This window comes from Streptomyces jeddahensis, from assembly GCF_001642995.1.
In the GTDB taxonomy this organism is placed as follows: domain Bacteria; phylum Actinomycetota; class Actinomycetes; order Streptomycetales; family Streptomycetaceae; genus Streptomyces; species Streptomyces jeddahensis.
In genome coordinates, this window is the sequence record NZ_LOHS01000075.1 from 148,354 (window position 1) to 161,920 (window position 13,567).

Consider the following 13,567-nt stretch of genomic DNA (forward strand, 5'->3'; position numbering starts at 1 on the left):
CGGATCGCATTGTTCGACCTGTCGGACGTCGTTCGATACCTCTTGACGCCCGCTCCGCACCGTTTGACACTCTCGAAACGCGCCGTCACACCGACGAAACGGGCGGGTGCCCACGGCTGAGGCCGCGCATCCCGATTTCTTTCAAGTCACGCCTCAGCAAGGGAACTTGAAAAACGATGCACATGCAGAGACCCCGCAGCCGCGCGAGACGCCTGGTGGGCTGCCTCTCCGGACTGACCGCCGCATCGCTGTTCCTGGGGGTAGCCGGACCTGCCGCGCCCGTGCAGGCGGCGGAGATCACGGACGGTCTGGCCCTCTGGTACAAGCTCGACGCGGCCTCCGGCACCACGGTGACCGACGCCTCCGGCAACGGCCAGGACGGCACGGTCAACGGCACCGCCGGCTGGTCGGGCACCGGTGAAGGGCTCGCCTTCAACGGTTCCGACACCTACGTCAAGGTGCCGAACAACATCATGAGCGGCATGAACTCGATCACCGTCTCGATGGACGTGAAGATCGACTCCGCCCAGGCGACCCCGTACTTCATCTACGGCTTCGGCAACACGAGCGGGACGAGCGGCAACGGCTACCTGTTCACCACCGGCAACACCTTCCGGACCTCCATCGCCACCGGCAACTGGTCGACGGAGCAGACCACCCAGCCGTCCGCCTCGCGCGCGCTGACCCGCTCCGTCTGGAAGCATGTCACCTACACCCAGACCGGCAGCATCGGTGTGCTCTACGAGGACGGCGTGGAGGTGGCCCGCAACACGTCGGTCACCATCACCCCCGGCGCCATCGGCTCGGGCACCACCACCGCCAACTACATCGGCAAGTCCGTGTACCCCGGCGACAAGCTCTTCAAGGGCAGGATCCGCGACTTCCGGGTCTACAACCGCGCGCTGGCGGCCACGGAGGTCGAGCAGCTCTCCCTTCCCGTCAACACCCAGGGCATCGCCCACGACAAGGCCGCCCTCACGCTCGGCGACACCAGCGCCGTCGTCTCCGACCTGACCCTGCCGAAGACCGGCACGGCCGGCGGCTCCACGATCAGCTGGGCCAGCGACAACCCCTCCGTGGTGTCGGACACGGGCGCCGTCACCCGCCCCGCCGCCGGCGAGCCGGACGGTCACGCCACGCTCACCGCGACCCTGAAGAAGGGAACTGTGACCGACACCAAGAGCTTCGACATCACGGTCCCCGCCGCGTTCGACGACGCCACCGCCACCAAGCAGTCCGCCGAGGCATTGACCGTCCACAACATCGACGACGTACGCGGCAACCTCACCCTGCCCGCCACCGGCATGTACGGCACGAAGGTCGCCTGGTCCTCGGCGAAGCCGGACGTCGTCTCCGCCGACGGCGTGGTCCAGCGCCCCGCGCACGGCGACGGCGCCACCACCGTCGAGCTGACCGCGACCGTCACGAAGGGCGACGCGAAGGCGACCCGCGTCTTCACCGCCAAGGTGCCCGAACTCCCCGCCAAGGAAGCCCTCAAGGGCTATATGTTCAGCTACTTCACCGGTGAGGGCACCTCGGACGGCGAGCAGCTCTACTTCGGCCTCAGCAAGGGCAACGACCCGCTGCGCTGGCGGGAGCTGAACGACGGCAAGCCGGTGCTGACCTCGACGCTCGGCGAGAAGGGCCTGCGTGACCCGTTCATCATCCGCTCCCCGGAGGGCGACAAGTTCTACCAGATAGCCACCGACCTGCGGATCTACGGCAGCGGCAACTGGGACGCGTCCCAGCGCACCGGAAGCAAGTCCATCATGGTCTGGGAGTCCACCGACCTGGTGCACTGGACCAACCAGCGCCTGGTCAAGGTCTCACCCGACAGCGCGGGCAACACCTGGGCGCCGGAGGCCTTCTACGACGCCGAGCGCGGCGAGTACGTGGTCTTCTGGGCGTCGAAGCTGTACGACAACGCCGAGCACTCCGGCGACACGTACAACCGCATGATGTACGCGACCACCCGCGACTTCTACACCTTCAGCGAGCCAAAGGTCTGGATCGACCGCGGCTACTCGGTCATCGACTCCACGATGATCAAGCACGACGGGACGTACTACCGCCTGTCCAAGGACGAGCGGAACAACACCTCCTCCACCCCCAACAGCAAGTTCATCTTCCAGGAGAAGAGCGACTCGATCCTCGACCTCTCCTGGGACTTCGTCGCCGAGGGCATCGGCAAGGGGGCGATGAGCGCCGCCGAGGGGCCGCTGGTCTTCAAGTCCAACACCGAGGAGAAGTGGTACGCGTTCCTCGACGAGTTCGGAGGCCGCGGCTACATCCCCTTCGAGACGACGGACCTCGCCTCCGGCAACTGGACCCCGTCCACCGACTACGACCTGCCCGCCAAGCCACGCCACGGCACGGTGCTGCCGGTGACGCAGGCCGAGTACGACCGGCTGCTGCGCGCGTACCAGCCGGACCAGCTCGTCGAGTCCGTCGAGGACGTCTCGGTGAAGACACGCATCGGTGACGCCCCGGTCCTGCCGGCCACCGTGATCGCCGACTACGCCGACGGTGTCGAGCGCCCCGTCTCCGTCACCTGGGACGACGTCCCGGAGTCGGCGTACGCGCAGGCCGGCACCTTCACGGTGAAGGGCAGCCTGCCGGACGGCGCCGCGCTCAGAGCCCAGGCCGAGGTCACGGTCTCGGAGGAAGGCCCCGACGCGCCCGCCGACATGATCCTGCACTACGACTTCGACGAGACCGGCGGCAACATCGCCCGCGACTCCAGCGGGCACGGCTACCACGGCACCTATGTCCGTACGCCCGACTTCGGAACGGGGGTGGAAGGCGGCTCATTCAAGATGTCCGGCGGTTCCAGCGCATCCACCACCTCGCCGTACGTCAGGATCCCGAACGGCGTCCTGAAGGGAGTCGACAGCGTCACCGTCTCCACGTACGCCAAGTGGAAGGGCGGGGACAATTTCCAGTGGCTGTTCGGCCTGGGCCCCGACAGCAACAAATACCTCTTCGCCACCCCGTCCAACGGCGGAGGCAAGCTGTTCTCCGCGATCACCAAGGCCACCTGGTCGGGTGAGAAGCAGATGGTGGGCGGCTCGCAGCTCACCCCGGGTGAGTGGAAGCACGTCACCGTCACGGTGAACGGCGCGACCGAGACGGCGGTCCTCTACGTGGACGGCGCCGAGGCGGCCCGCGCGACGGGCGTCACCATCAAGCCGTCCGAGCTGTACGACGCGTCGAAGGGCTACACCGGCTACATCGGCAAGTCCCTTTACTCCCCGGACCCGTACTTCGGCGGCGAGGTCGACGACTTCCGGATCTACAACCGGGCCCTGTCACCCGCCGAGATCCTGGAACTCAGCGGGAACACCACGGGCATCGCCGCGGCGACCCACCCCGCGCTGAAGGTCGACGCGATCATCGACGACGCGGACAGCCGCATCACGCTCCCGCTGAGCGAGGGCAGTGATCTCACGGCTCTGGCGCCGGAGTTCACCCTCGCCCACGGCGCGTCCATCAGCCCCGCCTCCGGCACGCTCCGCGACTTCACCGACCCGGTGACGTACGAGGTCACGGGCTCGGACGGCAAGAAGCGCACCTGGACGGTGGAGGCCCTGGAGATGAAGAGCCCGGTCCTTCCGGGGCTCAACGCCGACCCGAACATCGCAAGGTTCGGCGACACCTTCTATATGTATCCGACCACCGACGGCTTCCCGGGCTGGAGCGGTACGCAGTTCAAGGCGTACTCGTCCACGGACCTGGTCCACTGGAAGGACCACGGCGTCATCCTCGACCTCGGACCGGACGTCAACTGGGCCGACAGCAGGGCCTGGGCCCCCGCGATCGAGGAGAAGAACGGCAAGTACTACTTCTACTTCTGCGCCGACGCGAACATCGGCGTCGCGGTGTCCGACTCGCCCACCGGCCCGTTCAAGGACGCACTGGGCAAGCCGCTCATCCCCGCCGGCCAGTTCACCGGCCAGATGATCGACCCGGCCGTCTTCACCGAGGACGACGGCCAGTCGTACCTCTACTGGGGCAACGGCCGGGCGTACGTCGTGCCGCTCAACGAGGACATGGTCTCCTTCGACTCCTCGAAGGTCACCAACATCACGCCCAGCGGCTACAACGAGGGCTCCTTCGTCATCAAGCGCAAGGACACCTACTACTTCATGTGGTCGGAGAACGACACCCGGGACGAGAACTACCGGGTCGCCTACGCCACCGGGTCCTCGCCCCTGGGGCCCTGGACGAAGCAGGGCGTGATCCTCGACAAGCGCCTCGACCTCGGCATCAAGGGCACGGGTCACCACTCCATGGTGCACGTGCCGAACACCCACGACTGGTACATCGCCTACCACCGCTTCGCCATCCCCGGCGGTGACGGCACCCACCGCGAAACGACCGTCGACAAGCTGGAGTTCGACTCCGACGGCCTGATCAAGAAGGTCGTCCCCACCCTGACCAGCATCGACCCGGTCACCATCGTCCGCGCCGGCCCGAACGCGATGGGCACCGAGGGCAGCGCCACCCCCCTCACCGGCACGATCTCCGGGGCAGGCACCCCGAAGTGGACGGTGGAGGACGGAGCACCGTGCGTCTTCTCCGACCCCAACGCCATCCTGACCACGATCACCTGCGACGACGACGGCACCTACAAGGTCACGCTGACCGGCGGCCGCAGCAGCGACACCCTCACCGTCACCGTGGACAACGCGGCTCCGGTGATCACCTCGGCCACGGGCCCGACGGAACCGGTGGCGGCCCGCAAGCGCACCGTCGTCACCGCCGAGTTCACCGACCTGGGCTCCGGTGACACTCAGACCTGCACGGTCGACTGGAAGGACGGCACCGACCCCACCTCCGGCGAGGTCACCGCCTCCGGCTGCGCAGCGGCCCACACCTACACCGCGGCGGGCATCCACCGCCCGGTGATCACCGTGACCGACGACGACGGCGGCTCGGACAGCACCAAGCTCCCCGAACTGATCGTCTACGACCGCGCGGCCGGTCCCGCGGCCGGCGACGGCACCATCGCCTCCCCGGCGGGTGCCTACCCCGGCAACCCGGATCTGACCGGGAAAGCAGCCTTCTCCTTCACGGCCCAGTACAAGAAGGAAGCCACCGCCCCGTCCGGCAACGCGGCTTTCGACTTCAAGGCCGGCGACGTGAAGTTCCGTTCCACCTCGTCGGACTGGCTCGTGGTGACGGACTCCGAAGCCCACTACCAGGGTTCCGGGACGGTCAACGGCACCGGCGGCTACGGCTTCCGCATCACCGTCACCGACGGCCCGGACACCTTCCGCATCAAGCTCTGGAACAAGTCCACCGGCGACGTCCTCTACGACAACCTCACCGGCGCCGCCACCCACGGCATCAGCGTCGGCACCGAGTAGCGGGGAGGGCCGCAAGGCCCTCGTACAACACGGTCAAGGAGCGGCGCCCGGGAGTAGAAGTCCCGGGCGCCGCTCCTTGTGGCAACAGCGTCGGCCCGGCGAGAAATGCGGCCCGCAGCAACGCCTCCCCGGCCACCGACGCGGGGTGAGCTGCCAAAACGCCGGTGTGACACACGTTCAGCTCTGGGGTATTCAGCGGCTGATGTCGTCCAGCTCGGTCAAGTCCTCATGGGAGAGGGAGAGTCCCGCGCCGGCGACGTTCTCGCGCAGGTGCTCCTTCGATGACGTGCCGGGGATGAGCAGGACGTTCGGTGATCGCTGCAGCAGCCAGGCCAGTGCGACGGACATCTGTGTCGCCTTCAATCGGGCTGCGACCGCCGAGAGCGCCGAGGATTGAAGCGGCGTAAAGCCCCCGAGGGGGAAGAAGGGCACGTACGCGACGTCGTCGGTGGCGAGCCGGTCGATGAGCTTGTCGTCGTGGCGGTGGGCGAGGTTGTACATGTTCTGCACGCACACGATCGGCGCGATGCTCTGTGCCTCGGTGACCTGCTCCTCGGTGGCGTTGCTGACCCCGAGGTGGCGGATCAGGCCCTGCTGCTGGAGTTCGACGAGCGTCTCGAACGCCTCGGCGAGTGAGCCGGGCTGGGGACCTTCGGCGTTGCCGAGTCGGAGGTTGACCAGGTCGAGTACGTCGAGCCGGAGGGAGTTGAGGTTGTCGTGGACCTGGCGGCGCAGATCTTCGGGTCGTCGGGCCGTAGGCCAGCCACCCTGTTCGTCGCGGGTCGCGCCCACCTTGGTCACGATGTGCAGCGACTCGGGATAGGGGTGCAGTGCCTCGCGGATCAACTCGTTGGTGACGCGCGGCCCGTAGGCGTCGCTGGTGTCGATGTGGGTGATACCGAGGTCGACCGCTTCACGCAGAACGGCCAGGGCACCCTCGCGATCGTCGGGCGGCCCCATGACCCACGGGCCGGCCAGTTGCATGGCGCCGTAGCCGAACCGGGTGACGGTCAGGTCGCCCAGAGTCCAGGTGCCGCCGGGAAGAGAGAGGGAGGGTGTGCTCATCTTGTTGCCTTTCGTCGTGCACTTAGGGGGTGTCGCCTGCTGCCTCTCTGCATCAGCATTGGAGAGAAACTTCCTGTCGGGAAGTAGGCACTTTGGAGTGCGTAACCCACCCATTGGTGAGAGGTGCGATCAGTGACGACGATGAAGGCGGCCCAGAAGAGGGCTCAGGCCAAGGTGGAGTACAACGCGTTCCTGGCAGGGTGCCCCAGCCGGCAGTTGCTCGACCGAATCTCGGACAAGTGGGTCGTCCTGATCCTGTGTGCGCTGGGTGGCGACAACGGCCCTGGCCAGCCCGGTGCAGCACACGCAGACGCTCCGAAGGCGATGCGTTACTCCGAGATCTCTCGTCTTCTGGCCGGGGTCAGCCAGAAGATGCTGACGCAGACGCTACGGTCGCTGGAGCGCGATGGTCTGCTCACCCGTACCGTGACGCCAACTGTCCCTGTCACCGTCTCCTACGAGCTGACCGACCTCGGCCTCTCGCTCCACCACATGACGCGCGGGCTCAGAAACTGGGCGCAGACACACATGGCCGAGGTCCTCGCAAACCGCGAGAACTACGACGCTCGCACCTCCTGACGACTCACATCCAACCATGCAACAGCTCCGTATTTACGGAGCTACACCCTCAACTGCGAAGAGCCCGTATAGGCCGGTCGTCGAGGGGTAATTCGGGGAGGGCCGCTTGGCTGCCTTGCGGCTGGGGCCGGAGACAGCAGTGCTGCACAAACGGAAGGGCCGGAGCGGTCCGTCCGCGTGGCACTCATCGTGCCCCGCGTGGCGGACCGCTCCGGCCCGATGGTCGCCCTGGTCGACCGTCCCGGCTCAGGTCTTCCTGCGCGCCGTCATCGCCCGCTGTATGAGGATGAACGCGCACAGCAACACACCCGTGGCGATCTTCGTCCACCAAGAGCTGAGCGTGCCCTCGAACTGGATGATGCTCTTGATCAGGCCCAGCACGAGGACGCCGAACAGAGTGCCCAGGACGTAACCGGAGCCGCCCGTCAGCAGCGTGCCGCCGATGACGACCGCGGCGATTGCGTCGAGCTCCATGCCGACGGCGTGCAGCGGGTCGCCGGACTGGATGTACAGCATGAACAGCAGGCCGGCCAGCGCCGAGCAGAAGCCGCTCACGGTGTACACGGCGATCTTCGTGCCGCCAAGCGGAAGTCCCATCAGCAGCGCCGACTGCTCGTTGCCGCCGATGGCGTACACCCGGCGGCCGAAGCGCGTGTAGTGGAGTATGTAGAAGGCGGCGGCGAGGACGACCAGGGCGACGATGGCGCCGATCGACAGCTCCCCCAGTCCGAGCGAGACCCGGGTCTGGGCCATGCTGCTCACCGTGGAGTCGCCGATGGAGATGGACTCCTTGCTGATGACCAGGCAGAGGCCCCGGAAGAGGAAGAGGCCGGCGAGGGTCACGATGAACGGTTGGATCTCGAAGTTGTGGATCACATAGCCCATGAGGAAGCCGCCGAACGCGCCCACCCCCAGGGCGAGCGGGATGACCAGCATCAGCGGCAAGCCCTGACGCTCCACCAGCCACGCCGTGAACATGGTGGTGAAGCCGATCAGCGAGCCGACGGACAGATCGATGCCGCCGGACATGATGACGAAGGTGGCGCCGACGGCGGCGACCAGCAGATAGCCGTTGTCGATGAACAGGTTGAGGAAGACCTGCGGTTCGCCGAAACCGTAGTTCTGGTAGCGGCTGAGACCGCCGATGTACATCGCGAGGAACAGGGCGGCCGTGACCAGGACGGGCAGCCGCCGGTCGCCGAGCAGGCGCGCGGCCGTGGACGCCTGTGCCGGCGTGGACGGCGTACGGCCTTCCGCTGCCGTACGGGTCTTGGTGGTCGCGCTCATCGCGACACCTCCATCTTCGGGGCGGCGTCGGCCGGGGTGGTGGGCTCCGCCGGGGCGGTGGTCCGGGCGCGTCCCTTCGCGCCGAAGACCTTGGCCCGGAACTTCGGGGACTGCAGCAGGCAGACGACGATGACGACGACGGCCTTGAAGACCAGGTTGGTCTGGGTGGGTACGCCGATGGTGTAGATCGTGGTGGTCAGGGTCTGGATGACGAGGGCGCCGATCACGGTGCCACCGATGGAGAACCGGCCGCCGAGCAGCGAGGTGCCGCCGATGACGACCGCGAGGATCGCGTCCAGCTCGATCCACAGGCCGGCGTTGTTGCCGTCCGCGGCCGAGGTGTTGGAGCTGATCATCAGGCCGGCGATGCCCGCGCACAGGGCGCAGAACATGTACACCATGATCTTGATGCGCCGGGAGCGGATGCCGACCAGGCGGCTGGCCTCGGCGTTGCCGCCGACCGACTCGACGAGCAGGCCGAGCGCCGTACGGCGGGTCAGGGCGACGGTGACGGCCACGACGGCGGCCACCACGAAGATGGAGAAGGGCAGGGTCAGCCAGTAGCCGCCGCCGATGAGCTTGTACGGCTCGCTGTTGATGGTGATGATCTGACCGTCGGTGATCAGCTGGGCGACACCGCGTCCGGCGACCATGATGATGAGGGTCGCGATGATGGGCTGGATGCCCATCCGGGCGACCAGGAAGCCGTTCCACAGGCCGCAGACCACTGCCGCCACCAGGCCGATGCCCATGGCGAGGAAGACCCCCGCCAGCGCGTTCTGGTCGGCCTGATCGCTGATGTACGAGCAGGTCAGGGCGCCGGTGATGGCGACCACGGCGCCGACGGAGAGGTCGATGCCGCCGGTGGCGATGACCAGAGTCATGCCGACCGCCACCAGGATCAGCGGCGAGCCGAACAGCACGATCGAGACGAGGCTGCCGTAGAGGTGGCCGTCGGTCATCCTGATCGCGAAGAAGTCGGGTGTGAAGGGGACGTTGACGAGCAGCAGGGCGATCAGGACCGCGACCGGCCAGAACAGGTGGTGGCGCGTCAGTGCTCGCCAGCGGGAGGGGGTGGTCACTGCCGGGGTACTCACTGGTGCTCTCCGCTCGCGATGGTCTCCAGGATCCGGCTGGTGGTGATCTCAGGCCCGTTGGTCAGCTGCGCCACCAGCCGGCGGTCGCGCAGCACTCCGATGGTGTGACTGAGCCGGAGTACCTCCTCCAGCTCGGCCGCGATGTACAGCACGGACATGCCGTCCTCGGAGAGCGAGACCACGAGCTTCTGGATCTCCGCCTTCGCGCCGATGTCGATACCGCGCGTCGGCTCGTCCAGGATCAGTAGCTTGGGCTGGGTGATCAGCCAGCGGGCCAGCAGCACCTTCTGCTGGTTGCCGCCGCTGAGCTGGCCGACGCGGGCCTCGGGGTTGGCGGGGCGGATGTCCAGCGCCTTGATGTACTTGGCGACGAGTTCGTCGCGCTGCGATGCCGGGATGGGCCGGGTCCAGCCGCGCGCCGCCTGCAGGGCGAGAATGATGTTCTCACGCACCGTCAGGTCCGGTACGAGACCCTCGGTCTTGCGGTTCTCCGAGCAGAACGCGACGCCGGCGCCGATGGCGTCGTTGGGGGCGCTCATCGAGACCTGCTTGCCGGCGACGGTCACCTTGCCGCTGTCGGGCTGGTCGGCGCCGAACAGCAGCCGAGCCAGTTCGGTGCGGCCCGAGCCGAGCAGTCCGGCGAGGCCGAGCACCTCGCCCTTCTTGATCTCCAGGTCGAAGGGGGCGATACCGCCGGTGCGGCCCAGGCCCTCGGCCTTGACGAGCGTCTCGCCGACGTCGGAGCGCAGCTGGTGCTCGTGGAGCTCCTCCAGCTGGTCCAGGGCCTTGCCGATCATCAGCTCGATCAGCCCGACCTGGTCGAGGTCGGCCACCATGTGCTCGCCGACCAGGGTGCCATTGCGCAGCACGGTCATGCGGTCGCAGATCTCGTAGATCTGGTCGAGGAAGTGCGACACGAAGAGGATCGCGACGCCCTCGTCCCGCAGGCGCCGCATCAGGCGGAACAGTTCGAGGACCTCGTCGCGGTCGAGGCTGGAGGTGGGCTCGTCCAGGACGAGCACCTTGGTGCCGGAGCCCTCGCCGTCGCTGTCGCCGTGGCCCACAGACCGTACGATCGCGACCAGTTGCTGCACTGCCAGCGGGTACGAGGACAGCGGCGCCGTCACGTCGATGTCGAGGCCGAGGCGGTCGACCATCTCCGCGGCTTCCTTGCGCATCCGCTTCCACTGGATGCGGCCCGCGCGGGTGGGTTCACGGCCGATGAAGATGTTCTCCGCCACCGAGAGGTTGGGGCAGAGGTTGACCTCCTGGTAGACCGTGCTGATGCCGGCGTGCTGCGCCTGCAGCGGGCTGCCGAACTGCACGGACTTGCCGTCGAGGGTGATGGTGCCGCCGTCCAGGGAGTAGACCCCGGTCAGCACCTTGATGAGGGTGGACTTTCCGGCCCCGTTCTCGCCCATGAGGGCGTGGATCTCGCCGGGGAAGAGCCGGAAGTCGACGCCCGACAGAGCCCGTACCCCCGGAAACTCTTTGACAATGCCCGTCATCTCCAGGACGGGCCGCGGCTCTGCCATGGCAGCGCTCCTCGTGAAGTGGGTTCAGGCCCGCAGGGAGCCTTCCGGGACCGGATGGTCGCCGGTCGGCCGGAGACTCCCTGCCGGTGGGTGCGGTCGGTCAGTACTTACGGGTGGGGAGCGCGTCCTTGGCCTGGTCCTGCATGAAGTCGCTCTCCTTGGTCTTGATCCAGCGCTCGACCTTCTCGCCGTCGTGGACCTTCTTCACGACCTCCATCAGCTGGGGGCCGAGCAGCGGGTTGCACTCGACGATCGCGTTGATCTTGCCTTCGGACATGGCGATGAAGCCGTCCTTCACACCGTCGACCGTGACGATGAGGATGTCCTTGCCGGGCTTCTTGCCGGCCGCCTCGATGGCCTGGATGGCGCCGAGGCCCATGTCGTCGTTGTGCGCGTAGAGGACGTTGATGTCCGGGTTGGACTGCAGGAAGGCAGCCATGACCTGCTTGCCGCCGGCCCGGGTGAAGTCACCGGTCTGGCTGGCGACGATCTCCCAGTCGTCCTTGTGCTCCGCGTCCATGACCTCTTTGAAGCCCTTGGCGCGCTCGATCGCGGGGGCGGCACCGGTGGTGCCCTCCAGCTGGGCGATCTTCACCTTGCCCTTGTGGCCGGCCTTCTCCAGGACCTTCTCCAGGATCTTGGCGGCGCGGCGGCCCTCGTCGGTGAAGTCGGAGCCGACCAGGGTGACGAACAGGGACTCGTCGCTCTCGACGGACCGGTCGGTCAGGACGACTGGGATCTTCGCCGCCTTGGCCTCCTTGAGCACGGCGTCCCAGCCGGTGACGACCACCGGCGAGAAGGCGATGACGTCCACCTTCTGCGCGATGAAGCTGCGGATCGCGGAGATCTGGTTCTCCTGCTTCTGCTGAGCGTCGGAGAACTGCAGCTTGTAGCCCGCCTCCTTGGCGGCCGACTTCACCGACTCGGTGTTGGCGCTGCGCCAGCCGCTCTCCGAACCGACCTGGGAGAAGCCCAGGGTGATCGCCTTGTCCCCGCCGCCGCCGGACGAGCCCGAGGGGGAGTCGTCCTTCTTGGCGCAGGCGGTCAGCCCGCCCGCGGCCGCCACGCCTACTGCCGCCGCGATGAAGTTGCGCCTGTTGAGCATGTGCTTCTCCTTTGAGGAGCAGGTCCGGGACGGACCCGCTGGTGATTGTCGGGGAAAGAGTGGACGATGTTCAATTGGTCGGTCGGTGTTCGGTATGTCGGTCATGTGTGGTCGTTGGCGTACGGCCCGGTCGGGTCCGAGATGGGTGACGCCGGGTCAGGGCGAGCGGGGTGGAGAGGTGCTGGTCCGGACGATGAGGTGGGGCTCGATGACGATCCGCGGAGGTGCGGCGGGTTCCCGGCCTTCGATCTGGTCCAGGAGCAGGGTGATGCTCCGTCGGCCCACGGCTGTGAAGTCCTGGCGGACCGTGGTGAGCGGTGGAGCGAAGAACTCCGCCTCCGGGACGTCGTCGAACCCGACGACCGCCACATCGTGGGGGGTTCGCAGTCCCGCTTCCCGCAGAGCCCGCAACACCCCGAGAGCCATCTGGTCGTTGGCCACGAAGACCGCGGTCAGCTCCCGGCCCGCTCGTCCGACGAGCTCCTGGCCTGCACGGTAGCCCGACAGCGGACTCCAGTCGCCGCTCAGTGGTTCGGGCGGCTCGATTCCTGCCCCTTCGAGTGCCGCGCGCCAGCCGTCGGCCCGGTCCTGTGCCTCCTGCCAGTCCTCTGGTCCGGCGACATGCCAGACCCTGCGGTGGCCCGCGTCCAGCAGATGGCCGGTGGCCAGCCGTGCGCCCAGGTGCTGGTCGACGCTGACACCGGGAACGCCCGCCCCGCTCCCGCTTCCCACGGTCACCACCGGGAAGGGTGTGCTCAGTTCGGTGAGCGCGGCGGCCGCGGACTGCTGCGGGGCGACCGTGAGCAATCCGTCCACACCGCCCTCGATCAAGCGGTCCAGGGCCTCGGACAGCGTCTTCACCGTCAGCTTGCGCAGGCTGACCGTGGAGACGAGGTAGCCCTCGGCGCGTGCTGCCTCCTCGAGCGCGAACAGTGTGCTGGCCGGGCCGTAGAGGGTGCTGTTGGAGGCGATGACCCCCAGGTTCCGTGTGCGCCGGGTGACGAGCGCCCGTGCTGAGGAGTTGCGGCGGTAGCCCAGTTCTCCGATCGCGTTCAGAACCTTGGCGCGTGTGTCGTCCCGTACGTTGGGGTGGTCCCCCAGCACGCGCGAAACGGTCTGGTGGGACACCCCGGCGCGCCGGGCGACGTCCGCCATGGTGGGCGGCCGAAGTGATGGTTGTGCCATGGCCGCACCTCCTTGGGCGGTCGTGACTGTCAGTCAGGTACTGGTCTGTAAAAGGTGGGGTGGGTTCCGTCTCCGAGACGTCTCGGATCCGGGGCTGCCTGGGTGCCGGCGCGCCGGCCGGGAAGGGGCAGGTATCGGGTCGTAAAGCTCAACAGCACTGGTCAAGAAGGCGGCACAACACCCCGTCGTACCGCCACAGTTCCTCCTTGGATGGCGGACCGGGCGGATGCACGGGTCATTGTGAGCGCTAACAATCCGCGGCAGTCAAGAAGTCGTGCATCAGTGCGGTGTCACGTTTGAGTAACGCGGGTGTGTGTGGGGTGGTCCGGCGTCGGGCGGCGCGCC

Annotated in this window: 8 protein-coding genes; 2 read left to right on the forward strand and 6 right to left on the reverse strand. The window is 67.5% G+C overall.

Features of this window, described 5'->3' with window-relative positions; all coding sequences use genetic code 11:
* The first annotated feature begins 176 nt into the window (after window positions 1-176).
* Window positions 177-5,369, forward strand: a complete 5,193-nt coding sequence (locus tag STSP_RS14885; RefSeq protein WP_067277272.1) for a family 43 glycosylhydrolase — start codon at window positions 177-179, stop codon at window positions 5,367-5,369.
* 192 nt (window positions 5,370-5,561) lie between these two features.
* Here STSP_RS14885 and STSP_RS14890 read toward each other — a convergent pair whose 3' ends face one another.
* A complete protein-coding gene (locus tag STSP_RS14890; RefSeq protein ID WP_067277273.1) occupies window positions 5,562-6,434 on the reverse strand; it encodes an aldo/keto reductase family oxidoreductase in 873 nt (290 codons plus the stop codon).
* 141 nt (window positions 6,435-6,575) lie between these two features.
* On the opposite strand from STSP_RS14890, the gene STSP_RS14895 reads away from it, so the two are divergent.
* Entirely contained in the window at window positions 6,576-7,013 is a 438-nt protein-coding gene (locus STSP_RS14895; RefSeq protein WP_408646293.1) for a winged helix-turn-helix transcriptional regulator, read from the forward strand.
* A gap of 246 nt (window positions 7,014-7,259) precedes the next feature.
* On the opposite strand, the gene yjfF is transcribed toward STSP_RS14895, so the two are convergent.
* The 5 genes from yjfF to STSP_RS14920 form a co-directional block, all read right to left on the reverse strand.
* Entirely contained in the window at window positions 7,260-8,300 is a 1,041-nt protein-coding gene (gene yjfF / locus STSP_RS14900) for a galactofuranose ABC transporter, permease protein YjfF (protein ID WP_067277278.1), read from the reverse strand.
* On the reverse strand, window positions 8,297-9,397 hold the full coding sequence (locus STSP_RS14905) for an ABC transporter permease (protein ID WP_067277280.1): 1,101 nt from the start codon (window positions 9,395-9,397) through the stop codon (window positions 8,297-8,299). The genes yjfF and STSP_RS14905 overlap by 4 nt, the downstream gene beginning before the upstream one ends.
* Window positions 9,394-10,932, reverse strand: a complete 1,539-nt coding sequence (locus STSP_RS14910) for a sugar ABC transporter ATP-binding protein (RefSeq protein ID WP_067277283.1) — start codon at window positions 10,930-10,932, stop codon at window positions 9,394-9,396. The genes STSP_RS14905 and STSP_RS14910 overlap by 4 nt, the downstream gene beginning before the upstream one ends.
* A gap of 100 nt (window positions 10,933-11,032) precedes the next feature.
* Window positions 11,033-12,037 (reverse strand): ABC transporter substrate-binding protein, encoded by a 1,005-nt coding sequence (locus STSP_RS14915; protein WP_067277284.1) that lies wholly within the window; start codon window positions 12,035-12,037, stop codon window positions 11,033-11,035.
* A 156-nt stretch (window positions 12,038-12,193) separates the two neighbouring features.
* Window positions 12,194-13,222 (reverse strand): LacI family DNA-binding transcriptional regulator, encoded by a 1,029-nt coding sequence (locus tag STSP_RS14920; RefSeq protein ID WP_067277287.1) that lies wholly within the window; start codon window positions 13,220-13,222, stop codon window positions 12,194-12,196.
* Window positions 13,223-13,567: the final 345 nt, after the last annotated feature.